The sequence below is a fragment of the Flavobacterium sp. KKT103 genome (assembly GCF_055640565.1).
On record NZ_CM145766.1, the window covers coordinates 578,819 to 601,892 of the forward strand.

The 23,074-nt window shown below is 36.1% G+C and carries 16 protein-coding genes; 7 read left to right on the plus strand and 9 right to left on the minus strand.

The window, feature by feature from the left end; genetic code table 11:
* Positions 1-183: 183 nt before the first annotated feature.
* The 4 genes from ACZ2G0_RS02485 to ACZ2G0_RS02500 all read right to left on the minus strand — a co-directional run bounded on the left by ACZ2G0_RS02485 (position 184) and on the right by ACZ2G0_RS02500 (position 5,572).
* A complete protein-coding gene (locus ACZ2G0_RS02485) occupies positions 184-930 on the minus strand; it encodes a succinate dehydrogenase/fumarate reductase iron-sulfur subunit (RefSeq protein WP_300287910.1) in 747 nt (248 codons plus the stop codon).
* Between the two features lie 92 nt (positions 931-1,022).
* The gene (locus ACZ2G0_RS02490; protein ID WP_470308852.1) at positions 1,023-3,023 is read right to left on the minus strand and encodes a fumarate reductase/succinate dehydrogenase flavoprotein subunit; all 2,001 of its coding nucleotides are present in this window, start codon (positions 3,021-3,023) and stop codon (positions 1,023-1,025) included.
* Positions 3,024-3,035: 12 nt separating this feature from the next.
* Positions 3,036-3,701, minus strand: a complete 666-nt coding sequence (locus ACZ2G0_RS02495) for a succinate dehydrogenase cytochrome b subunit (protein WP_470308853.1) — start codon at positions 3,699-3,701, stop codon at positions 3,036-3,038.
* Positions 3,702-4,090: 389 nt separating this feature from the next.
* Positions 4,091-5,572 carry a helix-turn-helix domain-containing protein gene (locus ACZ2G0_RS02500; protein ID WP_300287913.1) on the minus strand — a complete coding sequence of 494 codons (1,482 nt, stop codon included), beginning with the start codon at positions 5,570-5,572 and terminating at the stop codon, positions 4,091-4,093.
* A 214-nt stretch (positions 5,573-5,786) separates the two neighbouring features.
* On the opposite strand from ACZ2G0_RS02500, the gene ACZ2G0_RS02505 reads away from it, so the two are divergent.
* The 4 genes from ACZ2G0_RS02505 to ACZ2G0_RS02520 all read left to right on the plus strand — a co-directional run bounded on the left by ACZ2G0_RS02505 (position 5,787) and on the right by ACZ2G0_RS02520 (position 10,156).
* Positions 5,787-7,079 carry an aminopeptidase P family protein gene (locus tag ACZ2G0_RS02505; protein WP_470308854.1) on the plus strand — a complete coding sequence of 431 codons (1,293 nt, stop codon included), beginning with the start codon at positions 5,787-5,789 and terminating at the stop codon, positions 7,077-7,079.
* 273 nt (positions 7,080-7,352) lie between these two features.
* Positions 7,353-8,153 carry a TIGR00266 family protein gene (locus ACZ2G0_RS02510; protein WP_300287915.1) on the plus strand — a complete coding sequence of 267 codons (801 nt, stop codon included), beginning with the start codon at positions 7,353-7,355 and terminating at the stop codon, positions 8,151-8,153.
* Between the two features lie 712 nt (positions 8,154-8,865).
* Positions 8,866-9,648 carry an alpha/beta fold hydrolase gene (locus ACZ2G0_RS02515; RefSeq protein WP_470308855.1) on the plus strand — a complete coding sequence of 261 codons (783 nt, stop codon included), beginning with the start codon at positions 8,866-8,868 and terminating at the stop codon, positions 9,646-9,648.
* Positions 9,649-9,667: 19 nt separating this feature from the next.
* The gene (locus ACZ2G0_RS02520; protein ID WP_470308856.1) at positions 9,668-10,156 is read left to right on the plus strand and encodes a P-loop nucleotide/nucleoside kinase family protein; all 489 of its coding nucleotides are present in this window, start codon (positions 9,668-9,670) and stop codon (positions 10,154-10,156) included.
* Positions 10,157-10,198: 42 nt separating this feature from the next.
* On the opposite strand, the gene ACZ2G0_RS02525 is transcribed toward ACZ2G0_RS02520, so the two are convergent.
* The 4 genes from ACZ2G0_RS02525 to ACZ2G0_RS02540 all read right to left on the minus strand — a co-directional run bounded on the left by ACZ2G0_RS02525 (position 10,199) and on the right by ACZ2G0_RS02540 (position 19,052).
* Entirely contained in the window at positions 10,199-12,964 is a 2,766-nt protein-coding gene (locus ACZ2G0_RS02525) for a PD-(D/E)XK nuclease family protein (protein ID WP_470308857.1), read from the minus strand.
* Between the two features lie 64 nt (positions 12,965-13,028).
* Positions 13,029-14,429 (minus strand): OmpA family protein, encoded by a 1,401-nt coding sequence (locus tag ACZ2G0_RS02530; protein ID WP_470308858.1) that lies wholly within the window; start codon positions 14,427-14,429, stop codon positions 13,029-13,031.
* A 133-nt stretch (positions 14,430-14,562) separates the two neighbouring features.
* Positions 14,563-15,756: a glycine C-acetyltransferase gene (gene kbl, locus ACZ2G0_RS02535; protein ID WP_470308859.1), complete on the minus strand. Its 1,194-nt coding sequence runs from the start codon at positions 15,754-15,756 to the stop codon at positions 14,563-14,565.
* A 134-nt stretch (positions 15,757-15,890) separates the two neighbouring features.
* Positions 15,891-19,052: a UvrD-helicase domain-containing protein gene (locus ACZ2G0_RS02540; RefSeq protein ID WP_470308860.1), complete on the minus strand. Its 3,162-nt coding sequence runs from the start codon at positions 19,050-19,052 to the stop codon at positions 15,891-15,893.
* Positions 19,053-19,263: 211 nt separating this feature from the next.
* Between ACZ2G0_RS02540 and rbfA the strand changes: the two genes are divergently transcribed.
* Both rbfA and ACZ2G0_RS02550 read left to right on the plus strand, forming a co-directional pair.
* A complete protein-coding gene (rbfA, locus tag ACZ2G0_RS02545; RefSeq protein WP_300288900.1) occupies positions 19,264-19,656 on the plus strand; it encodes a 30S ribosome-binding factor RbfA in 393 nt (130 codons plus the stop codon).
* A gap of 1 nt (position 19,657) precedes the next feature.
* Positions 19,658-20,857 carry an ABC transporter permease gene (locus tag ACZ2G0_RS02550; protein ID WP_470308861.1) on the plus strand — a complete coding sequence of 400 codons (1,200 nt, stop codon included), beginning with the start codon at positions 19,658-19,660 and terminating at the stop codon, positions 20,855-20,857.
* Between the two features lie 65 nt (positions 20,858-20,922).
* On the opposite strand, the gene dusB is transcribed toward ACZ2G0_RS02550, so the two are convergent.
* On the minus strand, positions 20,923-21,915 hold the full coding sequence (gene dusB / locus ACZ2G0_RS02555; protein WP_470308862.1) for a tRNA dihydrouridine synthase DusB: 993 nt from the start codon (positions 21,913-21,915) through the stop codon (positions 20,923-20,925).
* 153 nt (positions 21,916-22,068) lie between these two features.
* Between dusB and ACZ2G0_RS02560 the strand changes: the two genes are divergently transcribed.
* Positions 22,069-23,061: a YihY/virulence factor BrkB family protein gene (locus tag ACZ2G0_RS02560; protein ID WP_470308863.1), complete on the plus strand. Its 993-nt coding sequence runs from the start codon at positions 22,069-22,071 to the stop codon at positions 23,059-23,061.
* Positions 23,062-23,074 lie beyond the last annotated feature (13 nt).

Here is a 23,074-nt window from a genome sequence, read left to right on the forward strand (position 1 = left end):
TTTCTCAAATATACATCTTTTGCGTTAGGGATAAAAGTGGAAATCCTTTATGAAAATGGAATGCTAATGGAATTTTTATAAAGATTGGAACGTATAGCCCGACCTGAAAGGGAACGCCATAAAAAAAACGCATTCAAATGAATGAATGCGTTTTACTCTTCGACAAGCTCAGAGTGACTCTTTTTATCCTTTTAGGCTTGCAGCCAAATATTCTCTGTTCATACGAGCGATGTTCTCTAAAGAGATTCCTTTAGGACATTCTACTTCGCAAGCTCCAGTGTTGGTACAGTTACCAAAACCTTCGTCATCCATTTGTCTAACCATGTTTAAAACACGATCCGTAGCTTCTACTCTACCTTGTGGCAACAAAGCAAATTGTGAAACCTTAGCTGAAACGAATAACATAGCTGATGAGTTTTTACAAGACGCTACACAAGCTCCACAACCAATACAAGCTGCTGCCATGAATGATTCATCAGCGTCATTTTTATCAATTGGAATTGTGTTCGCATCGATGGTATTTCCTGAAGTGTTTACCGATATAAATCCACCTGCATGCTGAATTCTATCGAAAGCGCTACGGTCAACTACTAAATCTTTTACTACTGGAAAAGCAGCGGCACGGAAAGGCTCAATTGTGATGGTGTCACCATCCTTGAACATACGCATGTGCAATTGACAAGTCGTCACACCACGATCAGGACCGTGTGCTTCTCCGTTAATAAACAAAGAACACATTCCGCAAATTCCTTCGCGACAATCGTGATCAAATGATACTGGCTCGCCACCTTTACTCATTAGGTCTTCATTGAAAACGTCTAACATTTCAAGGAATGACATATCTGGCTCAATTCCGTCGATTTGATAATCAACCATTGCTCCTTTATCTTTGGCGCTTTTTTGACGCCATATTTTTAATGTAAGTTTCATACTAATTAAGTTTGAAAGTCATAAAGTTGAAAGTCAAAACTCGCGTGGTGTGTAGCCATTTGAATTTAAGACTTTGGACTTTGGACCAATTTCTATTTGTAATTTCTTTGAACTAGTTTAACGGTGTCAAATACCAAGTCTTCTTTGTGTAAAACGGCATCACTTGGTTTTCCTTTGTATTCCCAAGCGGCAACGTATGCGAAGTTTTCGTCATCACGCATTGCTTCACCATCTTCAGTTTGGTATTCTTCTCTAAAGTGACCTCCACAAGATTCATTACGGTGTAATGCATCTTTAGCGAAAAGCTCTCCTAGTTCAAGGAAATCGGCAACACGAGTTGCTTTTTCCAATTCTTGATTAAATCCTTTATCAGTTCCTGGAACTTTAACATCTTTATAGAACTCTTCACGTAGTGCAGCAATTTCTTCGATAGCCTCAGTTAAACCTTTAGCGTTACGAGCCATTCCTACTTTGTCCCACATGATTTTTCCTAATTTTCTATGGAAATAATCTACAGAGTGTGTACCATTATTGTTCATGAATCTTTCAATCTGCTCTTTCACTCCTTTTTCTGCTTCAGCAAATTCAGGTAAGTCAGTAGAGATAGGTCCCATTTTAATATCTGGAGATAAATAATCACCTATTGTATAAGGCAATACGAAATATCCATCAGCTAAACCTTGCATTAGAGCAGATGCTCCTAACCTGTTTGCACCGTGCTCAGAGAAGTTTGATTCTCCAATAGAGAAACATCCTGGGATTGTCGTCATTAAGTTATAATCTACCCAAGTACCACCCATTGTGTAGTGAACTGCTGGATAAATCATCATAGGAGAAGTATAAGGATCCTCATCTACGATCTTATAGTACATTTGGAATAAGTTTCCGTATTTACTTTTAACCGCTTCAGTACCTAATTTTGTTACTACTGCCTTATCATTTTCATCAAGTCCTTTTACATAAGCCGCTTCTTTTCCGTAACGTTGAATTGCTGCAGCAAAATCTAGGTAAACTGCTTCACCTGTTTTGTTTACTCCAAAACCAGCATCACATCTTTCTTTAGCCGCACGAGACGCAACGTCACGTGGTACTAAGTTACCAAAAGCAGGATATCTTCTTTCTAGGAAATAATCTCTATCTGCTTCAGGAATATCTGTTCCTTTTTTCTTTCCTTCACGGATTGCTTTAGCATCTTCTGCTTTAGCAGGAACCCAAATACGTCCATCATTACGCAATGACTCTGACATCAAAGTTAATTTAGACTGGTGGTCTCCTGAAACTGGGATACAAGTAGGGTGAATTTGTGTGTAACAAGGATTTGCGAAAAACGCTCCTTTTTTATGAATTTTCCATGCTGCAGTAGCATTAGAACCCATTGCATTTGTTGATAAGAAGAATACGTTACCGTAACCTCCAGAAGCGATTACAACTGCGTGAGCTGAATGTCTTTCGATTTCACCAGTAATTAAATTACGAGCAATAATTCCTCTTGCTTTTCCGTCTACTATTACTAAATCTAGCATTTCGTGACGGTGGTGCATTTTTACTTTACCACGACCAATTTGACGGTTCATAGCAGAGTAAGCTCCCAATAATAATTGTTGTCCAGTTTGTCCTTGCGCATAAAATGTACGAGAAACTAATGTACCTCCAAAAGAACGGTTGTCCAATAATCCACCATATTCACGTGCCAATGGTACTCCTTGAGCCACACATTGATCGATGATATTAGCGGACACTTCAGCTAGACGGTATACGTTAGCCTCTCGAGCACGATAATCTCCTCCTTTTACAGTGTCATAAAATAAACGGAAAACAGAATCCCCGTCTCCTTTATAATTTTTTGCAGCGTTAATACCCCCTTGTGCAGCAATAGAGTGCGCACGACGAGGTGAATCTTGAAAACAAAACGCTTTTACGTTGTAACCTAATTCAGCTAAAGTTGCAGCAGCAGAGCTACCTGCTAATCCTGTTCCAACAACAATAATATCTAAATTACGCTTGTTAGCAGGGTTTACTAAATTAATGTGATCTTTATAATTTGTCCATTTGTCCGCGATAGGACCATTTGGAATTTTTGAATCTAATGCCATAATAAGTGAATATTAATGATTGAAATGATGAAATAATGCAATGAAAACGAAACCAAAAGGAATCAAGATTGCAAAACCTAATCCGAAATTTTTTAAACCTTTAGAGTACTTGTTGTTGAACCCAACTGATTGAAACGAAGAACTAAAACCATGTTGCAAGTGTAAAGACAACAACACAAAAGAAATACAGTACAATGCAGTACGTACTGGGCTCTCGAATTTATGAACTAGCTCTGGGAAATATCTTGTTTCGTCTAGCGGACTAAACTCTACATATTTGTAAACCATCTCTGGAACCCAGAAATCATAAAAATGCAAAATTAAAAAAGCTAATACTACTAATCCTGTGATGATCATATTTCTAGACGTCCACGAAGCAGCAGCCCCACCGTTATAGTTCACATATGAAATAGGTCTTGCTTTTCTATTTTTAAAATCCAAAACAAATCCCATGATGAAGTGAAAAATTACTCCAACGATCAATATCGGCTGAATAACAAATTGAACTAAAGGATTGTTACCCATGAAATGGGAGATAGAATTGAAAGTATCGGCGCTAAAAACCGAAGTCATATTGATAAAAAAATGCTGTGCTAAAAACAACATCAAAAAAAGTCCTGAAAGAGCCATTGCAACTTTTTTTGCTATTGACGATTTCAATAATTCAGATTTTGCCATAAGATTTTGTAGTTTGTTTTAAAAAATAATACAAAAATAAAGCAATTAGATTTGAACTACAACCTTTTCGCTCTTATTTATAATCATTTTAAAGTGTTCAAATTAATAGAAATTTAAAGCGATGCTTAACAGTAAATTAGAAATTAATCCTGTTCAAAACACTAAACAAAATACAAGCAATGCCTTTTTTAAAAACTGAAGAAATAATGCCGAAAAATCACAAATACAACACGGTTGTACGAACTGTAGATAAAAATCAAAGATTTAAAATTAAATAAACCAAAATTTGCAATAGAGTATTAAAGTCCTAATAAAAGAAATCTATAATCGGTTCGGACACAATTACAAAATGTATTTAATTAAAAACCAATACGTTGTCAAAAACAGAATTAACTAAATTTCTCCATGTACTTTTGAACAATCAAATCAGTATTTTCGTTTCTCTTTTTTTTCTCCAGATGAATTGGAGGCGTTGCTCGAACCTCGCAGTCCTTCACAGCACAAGTTTCACAAGTTACCCCTACTAATTCCTTTTTTACGATTCCGCTTTCAATGAACTTGAACTTCTTTTTCATTGTTGCATTCATCAATATACCAACTGAGATACTGCGTAGATGGTCTTTTTTGAAAGGGTCTTCTGTAGCTGATGAAAACACAAAGTATTCATTATTACTATTGTCATATCTCGAAATTTGAGCACTAAAAAAGTGGTCTTTCTTTTGGGCAATGGCGGCCTCAATAGTGCGAATCGAAACCCATCGACGGCAATAATGCTCATTCATTTCGTTAGCGCGAGGTTCTTGCTGGTGCGTAATATGTAATTCTTTTTTTATTTGATAGGAATCCGAACCTATTTTATGAGACAAGCGGAGAAAAAACAGGTTTTTCAACTGAAAATCCTTTGGTAATATATTTGTCAATCGTTGATAAAAAGACTCTGGCGAAACATTAAACTGATTCATCAAAGCTATCATTTCATCTGCTGTGGGGTGCGTTTTTGAAAGAAAAGCATTCAGGGCTTCGATTAGTTTTTTTCGAGGTAGCAATAAAGCTCCGGCAAAATAAGAAGCATAAAAGTTATTTAATACCTGATCAAAATTGTCAAATTTTATCCAACTAAAAGTATACAATCGGTCTTTGATTCCTAAATAATTATACGCAATTTCTTTGGCTAAAATAAACGCTTTTTGCTGTGCATCAATATCTAAGGACAACAGTAACGTCTTGCTTTTGGGTACAAAAATTGAACGCAAATCGCCCAACTCTTCTTGCTCTGAAAAAACAAGTTCTTCAATCGTATATCCGTATTCCTCTTTTAAGATTGCAGTTAATTCTTCTAGCGAAATTTTAGTATTGATATCAATATGGAACGCTTTCGAAAAATCAAGCACCTTATCTTCTAAATCTTCAAAGTAGTTATTGTGCGCCTCCTGATACGAGCGCAAAGCGGCTAGAAAAAAACTTTCTCTACTCAGGTTGTAATGCTGTGCAATTTCAATAATTGTGCTGATAAATGCATTTACCTTTGCCGGTGCATTGGCAATAATATCAATTAAATCATTCTCTTGTATTCCAAAAATATCAAGCGGAATCTCTTTTAAAATTCCCGATTTCAATATTTCACCAATAGGCGCTAAATTGTTATCTAGTTTTAACGAAACCATATGATCGTAGGAAACATCTAGTTTCTCAGCCAAAAGAATTATTTTATCCGTCTTAGGGTATTTTTTTCCTTTTTCGATTTCATTCAAATACGACTTAGATAATTCGGTGATTTTGGCTAAGCCAAATAAAGAAAGATCCTTGTTCGTGCGCGCTTGCTTGAGCTTGAGCCCAAAAATTAACTTGATATATTCCTTTTCCATATTCATGATTCAAATATACGTTAAAAATCAAAATGACTAAAAAAAAGAACGTTCGCTAGATTACATCCTTCTTTAAAAATATTTTAACTCTTTCAATCTCCTTTTCGACTTGCAAAGCCAATTCCTGTTTTAAAGATTTATTATAAAATTATGCGATTCCCAGCCAGAAACAATTTAATCTTAGTATTTTTGAGTAATTAAAAGTAAAAACTATAGTATTATGAAATACCATCAAATTGAGCGCAACCTATTTATAAAAAATCGCGCCAAGTTCATGGCTCAAATGAAGCCTAAAAGTGTTGCCGTTTTCAACTCTAACGATATATACCCAATTAGTGCCGATAGTACTATGCCATTTGCACAACATCGTGATATTTTTTACCTATCAGGTGTGGACCAAGAGGAGAGTATCCTTTTGCTTTTCCCAGATGCTCCTTACGAGCACCAAAGAGAAATCTTGTTTTTAAAAGAAACCAACGAACATATCGCAGTTTGGGAAGGTGAAAAACTAACCAAAGAGCGCGCTTTGGCCGTTTCAGGTATCAAAACCGTCTATTGGTTGCAGGAATTTGAGAAAGTTTTGTTTGAACTAATGACACATTCTGAGACGATCTACATTAACACTAACGAACACTATCGTGCGTCAGTAGAGACCGAAACGCGTGAAGCTCGTTTTGTAAAATGGTGGAAAGACAAATATCCAGCACATGCTGTTGCCAAAAGCAATCCTATTTTGCAACGCATTCGTTCGATCAAAGAGAGTGAAGAAATCGACTTAATTCAAAAAGCGTGTGACATCACTGAGAAAGGATTTAGACGCATCCTATCTTTCGTGAAACCTAATGTAATGGAATACGAAATCGAAGCCGAATTTATTCATGAATTCCTTCGCAATCGTTCTAAAGGTTTTGCCTATACGCCAATCATTGGTTCAGGAAATAATGCTAACGTTTTGCATTACATCGAGAACAACCAACAATGTCGCGAAGGCGATTTGATCCTATTAGATGTTGGTGCTGAGTATGCGAATTACTCTAGCGACATGACGCGTACAATTCCGGTTTCAGGAAAATATTCTGACAGACAAAAAGCGGTTTACAACGCTGTTTTAAATGTAAAAAACGAAGCTACAAAAATGCTTGTTCCAGGGACATTATGGAAACAGTACCATATCGAAGTTGGTAAATTAATGACTTCAGAATTGCTTGGCCTTGGTCTAATCGATAAAGCCGATGTGCAAAACGAAAACCCAGACTGGCCCGCTTACAAAAAATATTTCATGCACGGAACCTCACACCACATGGGATTGGACACGCATGATTACGGAATTTTAACTGAGCCAATGCAAGCCAATATGGTATTTACTGTAGAGCCTGGAATTTACATTCCTGCAGAAGGTTTCGGAATCCGTCTTGAGGATGATGTCGTGATTCAAGAGTCAGGCGAACCATTTAACTTGATGCGCAACATCCCGATCGAAATCGATGAAATCGAGAGTTTAATGAATAAATAATCATATCCAACTTTTTAAAAGCAACAGTCTAGCGCAAGCTAGGCTGTTTTTTTTTTGGAGCAGCTATTTCCGTTTTATGCAAACGCTCTCACCTGCTGTTCGTTATATCTCTTGTTCCGTTGCCACTACACAAGAGGATGCCACTGCCATCAGGGCTAGAATTCACTATTAATTTTCAAAACACGATTGTTAAAACAGTGATAAAAAACAAAAATAGTTGTAACATTTCGCCCTACAAATCAACTTATTATTTCAATCAAAAAAACTTAAATCATGCAAGCACACGAAATCGATTACGAGATATTTGGCGAGGAAATGCAATACGTCGAAATAGAATTAGATCCACAAGAAATTGTAATTGCCGAGGCAGGCAGTTTCATGATGATGGACAATAACATCCAAATGGAAACCATTTTTGGCGATGGATCAGAGCAGCAATCTGGTTTGTTCGGCAAATTGTTAAGCGCGGGAAAAAGAGTCCTAACCGGCGAAAGCTTATTCATGACCGCGTTCATCAATCAAGCCCATACCAAAGGTAAGGTGTCTTTTGCCTCTCCTTATCCTGGAAAAATCCTTCCTATTGACTTAACCGAATTTCAAGGGAAATTCATTTGTCAAAAAAGCTCTTTTTTATGCGCTGCCAAAGGTGTATCGGTAGGAATTGAGTTTTCTAAAAAACTAGGTCGCGGCCTGTTTGGTGGTGAAGGTTTCATCATGCAAAAAATTGAAGGTGACGGACTGGCTTTTGTACACTCCGGCGGAACCATGGCTAAAAAAGAACTTAAAGCAGGCGATGTTTTAAAAGTAGACACGGGATGCATTATCGGTTTTACTAAAGATGTTGATTATGATATCGAATTCATTGGCGGTATCAAAAACTCCATCTTTGGAGGCGAGGGATTGTTCTACGCAACCTTACGCGGTCCAGGAACAGTTTACATACAATCGCTACCGTTTAGCAGACTAGCTGATAGAATCATTGCATCAGCACCAAGAGCCGGCGGAGACAGCCGAGGCGAAGGAAGCTTATTAGGTGGATTAGGTAATTTATTAGATGGCGATAATCGTTTTTAAAGTATCATTGCCAACTTGACTTTCACTCTAAACTTGTAATCCTGATGACTGAAGGATTTCAAAATAATAACTAACGGCTTCCAGAAATGGAAGCCGTTTTGTATTTAAAACTGCTCTTCAACTATTTGTCATTATGATAAATCTATTTACATCACAGAATTGTACTGACAACTTTGTCATTCTGACGAACGAAGAATCTAATCAACACGATCACAACAACACACTAAAAACGGTCCGATATCCACAAAATAAAAAAATGATTTTTTTACAAAATAGAAAGTAATCGCTGCAGAGATTCTTCCTTCGTCAGAATGACAAATAAGTATAATGCTCATTCTGAAAATACTTAACAATCATTGTAGAGATTCTTCCTTCGTCAGAATGACAAATAAGGGTGGTGCACTTTAGTTAGAAAAGACAATTCCCTTGTTATTCTTAGTAACCCAGTAAAACAAAAAAACTAGCAACTTTGTCATTCTAACAAATTATGGTAGTACATACTATCTGAAATTTCAATAGGATTGATTCTATATCATCAAGCCTCTTAAAAGCAATTAACGTCTAAACTAGCCCCGATTGCAGCGGTATCCTTTTATGTTTTTTTTCAAAACATAAAAGATAAAGCGAAAAGCGGGAGGAATCAGGAACAATACCGCATTAGTCTGCTCCTTAAAAAATAAATAATCCTACTTTTGTAATCTAAAATTTGGCTTTGAAAACTACACAATTTAAAAATACAAGCATCGCATACGCTGATACTGGCAAAGGAACTGCGGTTGTGCTACTCCATGGTTTTTTGGAAAATCAAAAAATGTGGGAACAGTACATCGCTCCTCTTTCTAAAAAAAACAGAGTCATCACAATTGACTTATTGGGTCATGGCGCAACGGAATGCTTGGGTTATGTGCACAGTATGGAGGATAATGCCGATGCAGTGCATGCGGTTTTAGCGGAATTGCGGATTAGAAAAGCAGTTTTTATAGGACACTCGATGGGGGGTTACGTAGCCTTGGCTTTTGCGGACTTGTACCCTGATTTTGTGAAAGGTTTGGTTTTATTGAACTCCACTGCAAATGCCGACAGCGAGGAAAGAAAAACAAACCGAGACCGCGCGATTAAGGCGGTGAAGCAAAATTACAAAGGCTTTGTAAGTTTAGCAATTGCTAATTTATTCAGTGAAAACAACCGCGAAAGACTACGCGTTGAAATTGAAAATGTAAAAACCGAAGCGCTAAAAACGCCACTTCAAGCCATCGTTGCCTCACTAGAAGGAATGAAAATAAGGTTAGATCGAGAGGTTTTGCTACACTTAACTCCTTATCCTAAATTACTAATATTGGGACAAAAAGATCCTGTTTTAGAGTACGAGGATACTAAAAAGCAAATTGTAAATACGGATGTAGCTTTAGTTACTTTTCCTGACGGACATATGTCACATATCGAAAATCAAGAAGAACTTACAACCGTTTTATTACAGTTTTTAAAAAAGATTTAAAACATTCAAAACAAAGAATATGATTCATTTAATAATAGGAAATACGGGTTCTGGTAAAACGACCTATTCTAACCAATTAAAAGTTGAAGTAAACGGTGTGATTTTCTCTATTGACAAATGGAACAATACCTTATTTTTGACTGACAAAAAGCCAACGGACGGCTTAGAATGGTTTCTGGAACGAATAGAAAGAGCCGAAACCATAATATTAGATGTAGTAATGCAATTAGAAAATTCAAGAACAGATTCTATTTTAGATCTTGGACTTTCTAAACTAGAGCATCGCGCAAAATTTAGAAAATTTGCTGTAGAAAATGGATATCTAACGAAATCTCATCTTTTAGATATCTCCAAAGAAACGAGGTGGCAAAGAGTGATGGAAAGAAATAATGAAAAGGGAGTCACATTCGAATTTGAAGTATCGAAAGAAAACTTTGACTTTATGGAAACTTGGTTTGAAAAACCTAGCGAAACAGAAATGATTGATGGAATAATTATAACAGAATAAACCACTCTTACTTTTAAAATTTCTGATTAGATAGTCTATTTACTAAACAACTTTTTCCTCAAACGGAATTTTCTGATCTAAAATTTCTTGAAGTAACAAGACAATCTGCTCGAGATAATTGTTCATTATTGCATCGTTGATAATGAATTCACTGTCTTTTTCCTCTTTAAAATTAAAAGGTAAAAATCCCGACTTTAAATTCTTAAACGAGATAATTCCCGCCTCAATTGGCTTTCCATTAACTTCATTCTCGTACATAAAAGCATAGGCTAAAACCTGAATAATTTTATCGTTTTTAATCTCCTCCGTAAGTCCTTTCCACGTTTTAAGAGTTACGCTCGCTTTTTCAACTTTTCCTGTTTTGTAATCTATAATTCGAATAGTACCATTTCGTTCTTCTATTCGGTCCACATTCCCTTTTATCAATACCGGAAAAGGTAAACTAGGATGCGTTAACGTTCTTTGAAATGTTTGTTCTAAAGCGATAATCTTGATTGCATCGCCTGCCTTAATGCTTTCTAGTTCTACTTTCAGGAAATTAGACACATTCCGTTTAGCCACTTCAAAAGCTAGGAGGTTGCGTCCTTTTTTAATTTCGCCTTCTTTATAAACCACTTTAAACTGCTTGAGCACCTCGGCGTCAATTAATTTAAAACAATTTTCGATAGCCGCCTCAGATATAAACTTTCCAATAAACGGTTCATACAATACTTTTAATGTTTCGTGAATAATGGTTCCCAAAGTATTCAAAGCTATATTTTCTTCGACTTCTTCGACTTCGCGAATACGTAGAATTTTTTGAAAATAAAACTGAATTGGATTCCGAATATAACTCGTCAATGCAGATGGTGAAAAACCAACGGTAGCGATCTCTTTCAAGCGGTCCATCACACTATCCGATTTTTCAATAACCATAGGCATGTAAGCCGTCTCGGGTAAAACGGCATTATAAATCTCATGTGATAAATTGTGATTGGGTTGTTTCTCTACTTCTAACTGCGTTATAAACCTACTTTTCTCACCAGCATCTAGACCGTCACTTTCGGTATTGTACAGCAAATAAATATTTTTAGCACGCTGTAATAAATGATAAAAGTGATAGGTATAAATAGCATCTTTCTCTTTAAAAGTTGGCAATCCTAACTCACGTTTCACATCATACGGAATGAAGGAATTCTGAGATTTACCTGCTGGAAACTTCCCTTCATTCATGGAGGTTACAATAACCGTGTCAAAATCAAGAACACGACTCTCTAAGACTCCCATAATTTGTAAGCCATTCAGTGGTTCACCCTCAAAAGAAACTTCAGCGAGATCAATAACCTGTTTGTATATGGCGTAGAGTGTGTCAATTTTATCTATGTGTTCATGTTGCGAATAATAATTAATCAGCTTATTAATTACTTTAAAAATAGCAAATACAAATGCCTTAGTTATTTTCTCCTCTTCACTATCGTTGCTCAAATTATTTTTGATCGTTAATAATAAATTGGAAAGCATTTGTAATACAGCCATAGAACCATTGTTCCATTTAGTAAACAGCAAGGAGAATAATTCTGTTGGTTCCTGATGTAGATCAAGTACCTTTTGATGTGTAATAAAGGTATAATTATTTTGATTGATTGTGTTTATTAAAACAGACGTTTTAGCATAAGGCTCTACTAAAGGATGCGTTAAAATATCCAATACATCTTTGTAATACAGCACATAACTTTTTGCGTTTCGAGACAAAGCGTTAGTATGCATTTTAAACAGTTTGGCAATCAATATTTGTGCAGGATTGTTTTTGCTCGAATAACCCATGGTGATATTTAAAGCACCTACCGTAGATGGTAAGGAATATAATAATGGTACGAGAACATTTTCCTCACCTAGAACAACCGCCACTTTATCCAGTGAAGCTGTTGGGTTTTCGTTGATGATTTTTTCTATTATAGTTCCAGTAATTTTAGCTTGGCCAATAGTTTTGGGTGTGCCAATAACTTGAATATTCTTGGCTTCAGCAAAATCATTCACGATCCATTCAAAGGGGTTGGATTTATAATGCTTCCAATTCGCCTTAAAACGTCTTAAAAACAATCCCGCATCATGATACGGATCGTTTAAGAAGGTTTGATCAGCGTCCCAATATATTTTGGCTTGATCGGAAGCAATGAGATGTTGAATTATTTTTTCTTCAGAGGCATTTAGAGCATTAAAGCCCGCAAATACATATTTTTTATCTGAAATTGTTTTTGAAAACGGAATAAGATTAGTGACAGCCTGACGATAAATTAATCCTTGATATCCAATCCCCTTTTTTAAAAGATGGGTATAGAGCGATTGATAGTAATTAGGTAATAATTTCCAGAAATCAATATAGTTTTCGAGCAGTTGTGTTTTATTCTCTACTTCGATTCCCCACTTTTTGATATCTTCAATGTCCTTTAGGTAGGACAACACATAATTAGGGTCTAATAGGTAGCGGTCGATTTCGTTAAAATCTTGCAATAGCATTTTTGCCCAATTAGCAAATAACTCGAAGGATTGTTGGCTTGATTTTTCAGTGACTGACAAGTACACTTCATAGAATTCAAATAACAACTCTATAGGATCGACAGTACGAATGGCAGCAATATCTTGAATAAAATCTTCAATACTAATAATTTCAGGAGAAAGTATATTAGCACTCACTTGTTTCTTTAAAGCTTCGATTAAGAATATCTTAGCTCTCTTATTGGGTAAGACTACAATAGTATCCGATAATATATCAGAGTAATCTTGAATTAAAACCTGTGCAATTTTTTCTAGAAACGAATTATTTATCATTTCATAAAAATAAAAAAAACGCCCCGATAAATCGAGGCGTTTTCTTAAAATATTTTGAAAGAAATTATTTTACTAATTTCACTTCAGTTCTTCTGTTTAATGCTTTACCAGCAGCAGTTTTGTTAGTAGCAACTGGAGTAGTTTCTCCAAATCCAACTGTACTAATTTTACTAGCGTTGATACCTCTTTGAACTAAAGCTTCTTTAACAGCAGCAGCTCTATCATCAGAAAGACCTTGGTTGTATTCATTACTTCCATCAGAATCTGTGTGACCTTCAATTAAGAAGTTAGAGTTAGGATAGTTTTTAAGAACATTAGCCATTGCGTCTAATCTCTGTGGAACATCTTTTTCTTTGAAAGTTGCTTTTCCACTGTTGAAGTAGATGAATCTAGCTTGCATTTTAAGAGCATCCATTGCTTCAGCAGTTACTTCAGGACAACCTTTGTTACTTGCTGGACCTGCAACTGTAGGACACATATCATCTTTGTCATAAACACCATCTTTGTCAGTATCTGGCCAAGGACAACCTGCGTTATCTTTAGGACCTGCAACTGTAGGACATTTATCATCTTTATCAGCTACTCCATCTCCGTCAGCATCTGGACAACCTTTCAATGCTACTAAACCAGCAACATCTGGACAAGCATCATCTTTGTCAGCTACTCCATCTCCATCAGTATCAGGACAACCATTGAATGCAGCTAAACCAGCAACTTCTGGACAAGCATCTTCACTATCTTGGATTCCATCTCCGTCAGTATCAGGACAACCTTTAAATTGAGCTAAACCAGCAACTTCTGGACAAGCATCATCTTTATCGTAGATTCCATCTCCGTCAGTATCTTTACCTCCAAATTTGAAAACGATACCAGCAGTGTGTTGAAAGTAAGAAGGTGCAATTGGGAAACCAACTGTTGACATTCTTTGTCCAAAAGATTTTTTATAAGTAGTTCCAAATTCTAAACCAACATTCTCTGACAACCAAAATGTAAGACCTACACCTCCATTAACAGTACCATAGCTTGATTTTCCTAGGAAAGTATAACCTCCACCTAAGTTTACACTTGGATCAATTACTTTTGATTTAATTAGATTAGCAAAACTATATCTAACTGCTCCATCTACTCCGTAATACATCAAGTCTCCTGGATTAGTAACTAATACTGGATTAACATCAACGACGAATTTGCTCATTTTATTTACTGACCCTTGAAGAGATACTGAAAAATTACTTCCAACAAATTTCGACAATTTCAAATAAGATACAGAAGGAAGAATATTCCAATTGTCTTTGATATTGTACATTTGATCAAAATGGTGGAAATCTTGTTGACCTGCGCTAGTTCTAGTGTCTATCGCATTAGCTCCAAAAGCAAGAGCCCATGGGTTGTTACTGTCTTGTGCGTGAGATGTTAATCCCATCACCATCATTACAGCAACTAAGAGTTTGTTAAGATGTTTCATACTTAAAAATTTTAATTACAATTTAGTTAATTATTAGCAAAAGTAATGCGTAAATCTTTAACTACAAAATAGAATGTTAAAAAAAAAACAAAATGTGAGCGAAAAATGGCAATTTTATAATTTCGAAACAAAATTATATAACTTTTAAGTCTATACCAACCGCAACAAAAGCAGCAATAGCTTGGTCTAGCTGCTCTTTTGTATGTGCTGCACTAAGCTGTACTCTTATTCTTGCTTTATCTTTTGGAACAACAGGAAAAAAGAATCCGATTACATAAATACCTTTTTTCAGTAACTCATCAGCCATAGTTTGTGATAATTTCGCATCATAAAGCATTACAGGAACTATTGCAGAGTCACCATCAACGATATCAAATCCTGCTTTTTTCATGCCCGCCTTGAAATAGTTTGTATTCCATTCTAATTGATCTCTTAATGTAGTGTCTTTCTCTAACAACTCAAACACCTTAATAGAGGCTCCAACGATTGCTGGCGCTAGAGAATTTGAAAATAAATACGGTCTTGAACGCTGGCGTAATAATTCTATTACTTCTTTCTTAGCGGTAGTATATCCTCCCATAGCTCCACCTAAAGCCTTACCAAGTGTTCCTGTAATTATATCAACTCTACCCATTACGCCTTTTGCTTCTAGCGTACCTTTACCTGTAGCCCCAATAAATCCTGCCGCGTGGCATTCATCAACCATAACCATCGCATCGTACTTATCAGCTAAATCACAAATTTTATCTAAAGAGGCTACTATACCGTCCATAGAGAAAACACCGTCAGTAACAATTATTTTAAAACGACTTCCCGCTTCATTCGCTTTTATCAACTGCTGTTCTAAATCGGCCATATCATTATTGGCGTAACGATAACGGGCCGCTTTACACAAGCGAACTCCATCAATAATAGAAGCATGATTTAAACTATCTGAAATAATAGCATCCTCCTCACCAAACAAGGGTTCAAAAACTCCTCCGTTTGCATCAAAAGCGGCAGCGTATAAAATCGTATCTTCAGTTCCGTAGAATTCAGAAATTTTTCTTTCTAGTGTTTTGTGAATATCTTGTGTCCCACAAATAAAACGTACCGACGACATTCCGAAACCGTGCGTGTCCATAGCCTCTTTTGCAGCCTGAACAACTTCTGGATGTGACGACAATCCTAAGTAATTGTTGGCACAAAAATTCAGAACTTTTTCACCAGTCGAAATGGTAATCTCCGCATCTTGAGCAGAGGTGATGATTCTTTCCTTTTTAAAGATTCCGTTATCTTCTATTGTTTGCAATTCTTTTTGCAAATGCTCTTTTAATTTTCCGTACATAACTTATCGTGTATTTTGTTTAAAGTTTTTCTTAAGGCTACCGTTAATCGAATGACCTCAATAATTCAAGTATTCGTATCGTACTAAACTCTCTTTCATATAGAGTAGACTTTTACGAATAATTCATTTTTGCGCTACAAATTTACTACATCGATTTCTTTTCCGATGTAAATCAGCGCTTTTTTTACGACTTTATAACCCATAAGTTCAATCGCATATTGGTAATCCTCCAATTGCTTTTGATATTTTGCATTATGCGCTCCTGTCTTATAGTCCAATAAATAAACCTCCTTAGCTTGGTTCACAACCATTCTATCTGGCTTGATGGTGTTTCCTTCTTTTTGAATGATGGTTTGCTCATTCAATACAATATTCCCCGGCACGAAGCATATTTCTAACTCCTTATGATTCACAATATCCAAAATCGTTTGGCGGACCAATTCTTTCTGTCCCACATTAATTAAGCCATTTTCTATCGCTTTCTCGACAGCTAGCGCTACATCGTCTTTTGTTTTCACAAAAGATAAAATTTCGTGTACCACATTACCATATTCGATGGATTCCTGCTGATGCGTTCCCCACATCAAAGCTTCGCGTTGGGCGATTTTTATATTCTTAGGATTCAATGTTTCTGCCACTTGTTCTATCTTTTTTGAAGTGTCAATATGTTTTGAACCTTTGGATAATTTTATATCACTTCCAAATTCATATTCCAATTGCTCTGGATCAAAACCATCTTTACTGTCTAAATAATTGATAAAGAAAGTAGACATGTCATTCGTTTTCACCTCTCCTTTGCTGGTTAAATTCATATTTGAAATAACGTACAACTGCTCCTCTGCTCGTGTTAATGCTACATATAAAACATTGATATTATCGAGTAATTCTTCTTGCTTTTTTAAATCAAAAACGGCTTTAGCTTCTTCACCAAATCCTTCAACAGCACTACTATTATCGATTAGCACTTTTGGTAATCCAAAATCCATTCCCTCTCCAGCTAACCATAATTTATCTTTTGGCTTCCTACTATAATCTTCCTCGGCAAAAGGCATGATGACAACTGGAAATTCCAAACCTTTTGATTTATGAATAGTCATGATGCGTACTGCGTTATTTCCTTCGGGAGACGGAATACTAAATTTACTAGAATTCTTATCCCAAAAATTTAAGAAATCAGCGATTCCAGCTTGGTTGCGCACATCACGTTCCAATACAATATCTAGGAAATACTGTACATATGCTCCACCGCCTTTGGCAAGTTTGGGAGATAAAAACTTAGCAATCACAATTTCTACTGCCTCATAAAGCGATTTTTTTCTAATGTTTTGAAAAGAAAGTGAAATATCAAAACTCATTAACCAATGTTCAAAATCGGCTTCATTTTTATATTCCATTCCTTGTGCGATGAAATCATGGACAGCTAACCGATCCTGAATATGTTCCCCGATATAATGCAGAAAGTAGGCTTTTGCCTCCAAGTCGGCGTTGTTTTTAAGGTATTTCAATAGGTGAATGATCAAACGAACTTCAGTTGCATTTTGAATCATCAAAGTCTCGGAAGACAAAAGCGGTATGTTTTGCTCAGTCAAGTAATTAGCAATAGCTACTCCTTGATCTCTTTTACGGGTCAAAATCACAATGTCTTTGTACTCAAACCCTTTTGACAAGACTTTTTTTATGGTGGTTAGTGTAGCTAAAACATATAATTCTGTTTTGTCTAACGCTTCATCATCATCTTCGACGGTATCAACTTTTGGAATAAATGAAATATTGACATAGCCACCTATTTTACTATTCGCTTTTTGATGGCTATGATTTTCATACAAATCCTTGTAATCAGGATGCTTAAATTCGGCCGAAAGCAGTTTGAAAAATTCGTTATTAAAATCAATGATTTGTGAATACGAGCGGTAGTTTTTATCCAGGTGTTCTAGCTTTTTATCAGGATTGCTAAATGGATTCGCCTCTTTGCTTAAGTCTATAAACTGCTCCGCTTTCCCCCCGCGCCAACGATAAATGGATTGTTTGGGATCACCCACAATCATTAAAGTTCCTTTTTCGCCATATTCATCTTGTCCCGCAAGTGCATTATCAATTAACGGAATCAGATTTTGCCATTGCATCTCAGATGTGTCCTGAAACTCATCGATAAAAAAGTGACGGTAGCGCTCGCCCAGTCGCTCATATATAAAAGGAGCAGGTTGATTTTGAATTTCCCTATGAATCAGCGAGTTAAATTCGGTTATGGATAGCACATTTTGCTCCTCTTGAATTTTAGCTAATTCATTACTTACGGTATTCAATAAAGAGAGCGGCGTAATATTTTTTAAGAACGCTGTATAAAAATCTCTTTTCTCGAAATTTTTATAAATCACAGCTAATAGTTGCATTAGCTCTGGAATTAAATTCTCAATTAGCGCTCGGTCTTTTGCTGCTTTATTGATTGCAATATCTTCTGCAATTTTAAAAGTTTTATTTTTTGGATTGTATTTCTCGTCCCGAATGCTAATTAAATGATTTGGGAATGTACCTCTAGAAAACGACTTTAAATCGATACCATTATTTTCAATCAGCGTTAAAGCCGCTTGCGCAAATTCGGCGTTGTCTTTAACGAGCACTTTACAACTTTCAACTAGCTTCATTTTTATCGCTACAAAGTCGGCTATGGATTTATCGCTAAAATTATTGATTTCAGAGCGGTGATTTTCATTAAGTACTAGCTTTCCAGTTTCTAAAATTTCACGTGAAATGTCCCAAGATTTATCATCATCGGTTTTTTCCATGGTAAAATCAACTAGCAGTTTTGTTAACGTTTCGTCCTCACCTGCTTGCGCGATAATGGCATCTACTGCTTCGATCAATAAATTATCAGTATCTAAGGTGACTTCAAAAGTCATGGGTAAATTTAGATCATGAGCAAATGCACGAATTACTTTGTGCGTGAATTTATCGATGGTCGAAATATCAAAAGCCGCATAATTATGAATAATATGCTTGATGATTTGTTGTGATTTCGTTTTGATTTCGATAATTGAAAGCGCGGTATCTGCAGCTACATCTTGCATTAAGTCGGCTGCTTTTTGAGAAGGTTCTTCTTTGGCAAACTCAGACAAACTGCCTACAATTCGGCTTTTCATTTCATGTACCGCTTTATTGGTAAAGGTTATAGCCAAGATATTGCGATAGGCATCATTTTTAGGTGCTTTAAGAATAATTTTTAGATATTCTTTTACGAGTGCGTATGTTTTACCTGAGCCAGCTGATGCATCGTATATGGAGAAGGAAGGTCTTTGCATTGTGTTGTTGTTGTACAATTTTTTGATTTAATCCTCATGTTTCTGTAGCACTTTATGCCCTAGCCCTGATGGGAACGGCATCCTTTCCAGTCCGGCGTAGCGGACGGGAAAGATATAGTGGACAGCAGGAAATAGCTCCAAAAAACAGCCTAACTACTAGGTTGCTTTCAAAAATTGTTTGTTTAATGTTTAAAAGTAGTATTTTTGCACTATGGAAACAAATAGACAGAAAAAAATAGGTGGGGTTATCCAAAAAGATTTGGTTGACATTCTGCAAGGTGAAGTGAGAAAAAATGGCGTATCTAATTTGATTATTTCGGTATCTAAAGTTAGTGTGACTACAGACTTGTCTGTAGCAACAGTATATTTAAGTGTATTTCCTCAGGATAAAGCGCCTGAAATTTTAGAAGCGGTAAAATCAAATGCTAAAAATATCAAGCATGATTTATCGCAAAGGGTGCGTTTGCAATTACGAAAAGTACCTAACTTGGTGTTTTTTATTGATGACTCATTAGATTATATTGAAAAAATAAACAATGCACTTTCTAACAGAGACAATCCTATTGAAAACAGGGATTTACTAGAAAAACGCAAGCAAATCTAATTTGAATTTCCCTCTTTACATAGCCAAACGGTACCTACGCACGAACAGTAAAAACAATGCCATTAATATTATCAATCGTATTGCTAGTATGGGGATTATTGTGGGTGCTATGGCATTATTTGTCGTGTTATCTGTTTTTAGTGGCTTAAAAGTGTTTAGCCTTTCGTTTACGAACGATATCGATCCCGACTTAAAAATTAGCAGTGTTTTAGGAAAATCTTTTTTGGTTTCTCCGGAACAAGAGGCTGCTATTAATAAAATTGAAGGTCTTGCTTCGTACTCCAAAATCATTGAAGAACGTGTTTTGTTCACTTTTGATGACAAACAAGAAGTTACTTATCTAAAGGGAGTTGATACTAACTTTGGTAAAGTTAACGACATTAAAAAAATAATGTACACTGGACAATGGATTGAACCAAACACCTATCAAGTAGTGGTAGGATACGGACTTACTCAGAAATTTTCTCTAGGATTACTTGATTTCAATAAGCAACTTGAGGTTTTAGTGCCTAAACCCGGAAAAGGAAACATTGAAAATGCCGACCAAGCATTTAATAAAAGTACCATCATACCTGTTGGTATATATGCCATTAGTGAAGACCTGGATTCCAAGTATGTTTTTGCTGATTTAGGCCTTGCCCAAGAATTACTAGAGTACCAACCCAATCAGGTTTCAGGAATCGAGCTTAAGGAAAAAGTAGGAGCTGATGAAAATGCAATCATTAGCAAATTGCAAACTATTTTTAAAAATAAAGTCACGGTTAAGAATAGAGCCCAACTCAATGAGTCTCTTTATAAAATGCTCAATACCGAAAATATTGTTGTTTATTTAATTTTTACCTTAGTCATCGTTGTTGCCTTATTTAACTTAATTGGCGCTTTGATTATGATGATTTTAGATAAAAAAGGGAATTTAAAAACACTTTTTAATCTAGGAGTTGAGATTCCTAGTCTGCGTAAAATATTTTTGCTTCAGGGTACTTTGCTCAGTGTTATTGGCGGACTCATAGGCTTAACCCTAGGTATTGCCATTGTAGTTGTCCAGCAACACTTTGAATTGATAATGCTTACACCAACTTTGGCTTATCCGGTAGTTTTTTCTTTGGAAAACGTGGCCATTGTTATGGGTACCATTGTTTCCCTTGGATTTATCGCTTCGTTGATCGCTAGTAGTCGCGTGAGTAAGAAGTTATTGGAATAAGTTTTTATCATAAAAACAAAAAATGCTACTAATTATCTAGTAGCATTTTTTGTTTAATACGGTGTCTAAACAACCTCATATCCGGCGTAGGCGTCTTGAATTTCGTTTAAAATAGAAAATAATTCAAGAGGATTATCTTCGGTAACTAGTTTTTGCTTGAAGGGCTTAAACGAATGAATCCCTTTAAAGTAATTGGTATAATGCGGACGCGTTTCTACAATTCCTAATCGTTCTCCTTTCCATTCCATTGCCCACGTGAGGTGATTTCTCACGGCTTCAACTCTGTCAATAACCGTTGGCTTAGCCAAATGCTCCCCAGTTTCAAAGAAATGCTTTATTTCGTTAAAAATCCAAGGATAACCTATAGCAGCACGACCAATCATGATTCCGTCGATGCCGTATTCGTTTTTATATTGTAAAGCTTTTTCAGGGCTATCGATATCTCCGTTACCAAAAATAGGCATCGTAATTCTAGGGTTGTTCTTTACACGCGCAATGTGTGACCAGTCTGAATGCCCTTTGTACATTTGTGCTCTTGTACGAGCGTGAATACTCAAAGCCGCCACACCAATATCTTGCAAACGCTCCGCAACCTCATCAATATTAATCGAACTATCGTCCCAACCCAAACGCGTTTTTACTGTCACCGGCAAATGCGTACTATCGATAACCGCCTGCGTTAAGCGAATCATCAAATCAACATCTTTCAATACTCCTGCTCCAGCTCCTTTACACACTACTTTTTTTACTGGACAACCAAAGTTAATATCAATAATATCAGGATTAACAGTAGAAACAATTTTAGAAGAAAGCGCCATCGCTTCTTCATCACCACCAAAAATTTGGATTCCAACCGGTCGCTCGTAATCGAAGATATCTAACTTCATCCGACTTTTGATGGCATCCCGAATTAAACCTTCAGAAGAAATAAACTCAGAATACATCATATCAGCCCCATGCATTTTGCACAATCTACGAAAAGGTGGATCGCTCACATCCTCCATAGGAGCAAGTAGTAAAGGAAAATCTGGTAGTTCTATGTTGCCTATTTTAATCATCTGCTTAATTTTATGCAAAATTACAACATTTTAAATAAACTAAAACGCAATTCTAAAGTTGAGTAGTTCGACCTCAATTTTACAAAAAAAGGAAATAATTCTGTAATTTTTTCAAAGCAGAAAGCTTTAGCTTTGTGACTTAACATAAATAACATGATTACCAAAATAAATTTTAAAGCAGCATATCATATTCTAAGAGATACTTTTCAAGGTTTTCTAGACAACAGAGCCTTAAAGTTAAGCGCTTCACTTTCCTACTATACCGTATTTTCACTAGCACCTCTTTTACTCTTAATGATTTCTTTGGCTAGCGTGTTTTTAGGCCGTGAAGCCATTCAAGGTCAGGTTTTTGGCGAAATCAATGGTTTGATTGGTTACGAAGCAGCAGCTCAAATACAAGATGTCATAAAAAATACCGCGTTATCCGGTAAAACCACATTATCTATAATTGTTGGTAGTATCACCCTTCTTATTGGGGCTACCACCGTTTTTGGCGAAATTCAAGATTCTATTAATATCATTTGGAACCTAAAAGCAAAACCAAAACGAGGCTGGCTTAAATGGATAAAAGACCGTTTACTATCTTCCTCGCTGATAGCAGGATTGAGTTTTTTATTAATCGTTTCCTTCATGGTTAATGGCGTTTTATTAGCCATTAACGACTGGTTGAAACATTATTTCCCTAATGTGATCCTAATCGTTTTTGAAGCCATCAATATATGTATAAGTTTTACGGTTATTACTATATTGTTTGCGGTTATCTTTAAGGTTCTTCCCGATGCTAAAATAGCGTGGAAAGATGTTAAAATTGGAGCATTTTTTACGGCCTGTCTGTTTATGCTTGGTCGCTTTTTAATTGGGCTGTATATTGATGTAAGTGGCACTGGCTCCGCTTATGGCCCAGCTGGTTCCCTAATTGTAATTCTAGTTTGGGTGTACTATACTGCAGCTATATTATATTTTGGTGCACAATTCACTAAAACGTATACTGAATATACTGGTGCTCAAATCGAACCTGCAGATTATGCCGTTTACGTAGAACAATTTGAAAAAGAAAGAGTAGTAAAAGTGTTGCCTAATACTGAAACCCCGAATCCTGAAGTAGTTTTTGAATCGGAAAAAGGGGAAACTAAAAATCCTCTTTAAAAACAGCAAAAAA

What these genes read in the sequence shown, in the direction of transcription:
- ACZ2G0_RS02490 (WP_470308852.1), bottom strand. Translation starts at nt 3,023, where the DNA reads ATGGCATTAGATTCAAAAATTCCAAATGGTCCTATCGCGGACAAATGG.
- kbl (WP_470308859.1), bottom strand. Translation starts at nt 15,756, where the DNA reads ATGTACGGAAAATTAAAAGAGCATTTGCAAAAAGAATTGCAAACAATA.
- ACZ2G0_RS02505 (WP_470308854.1), top strand. Translation starts at nt 5,787, where the DNA reads ATGAAATACCATCAAATTGAGCGCAACCTATTTATAAAAAATCGCGCC.
- ACZ2G0_RS02495 (WP_470308853.1), bottom strand. Translation starts at nt 3,701, where the DNA reads ATGGCAAAATCTGAATTATTGAAATCGTCAATAGCAAAAAAAGTTGCA.
- dusB (WP_470308862.1), bottom strand. Translation starts at nt 21,915, where the DNA reads ATGATTAAAATAGGCAACATAGAACTACCAGATTTTCCTTTACTACTT.
- ACZ2G0_RS02500 (WP_300287913.1), bottom strand. Translation starts at nt 5,572, where the DNA reads ATGAATATGGAAAAGGAATATATCAAGTTAATTTTTGGGCTCAAGCTC.
- ACZ2G0_RS02510 (WP_300287915.1), top strand. Translation starts at nt 7,353, where the DNA reads ATGCAAGCACACGAAATCGATTACGAGATATTTGGCGAGGAAATGCAA.
- ACZ2G0_RS02520 (WP_470308856.1), top strand. Translation starts at nt 9,668, where the DNA reads ATGATTCATTTAATAATAGGAAATACGGGTTCTGGTAAAACGACCTAT.
- rbfA (WP_300288900.1), top strand. Translation starts at nt 19,264, where the DNA reads ATGGAAACAAATAGACAGAAAAAAATAGGTGGGGTTATCCAAAAAGAT.
- ACZ2G0_RS02525 (WP_470308857.1), bottom strand. Translation starts at nt 12,964, where the DNA reads ATGATAAATAATTCGTTTCTAGAAAAAATTGCACAGGTTTTAATTCAA.
- ACZ2G0_RS02530 (WP_470308858.1), bottom strand. Translation starts at nt 14,429, where the DNA reads ATGAAACATCTTAACAAACTCTTAGTTGCTGTAATGATGGTGATGGGA.
- ACZ2G0_RS02485 (WP_300287910.1), bottom strand. Translation starts at nt 930, where the DNA reads ATGAAACTTACATTAAAAATATGGCGTCAAAAAAGCGCCAAAGATAAA.
- ACZ2G0_RS02540 (WP_470308860.1), bottom strand. Translation starts at nt 19,052, where the DNA reads ATGCAAAGACCTTCCTTCTCCATATACGATGCATCAGCTGGCTCAGGT.
- ACZ2G0_RS02560 (WP_470308863.1), top strand. Translation starts at nt 22,069, where the DNA reads ATGATTACCAAAATAAATTTTAAAGCAGCATATCATATTCTAAGAGAT.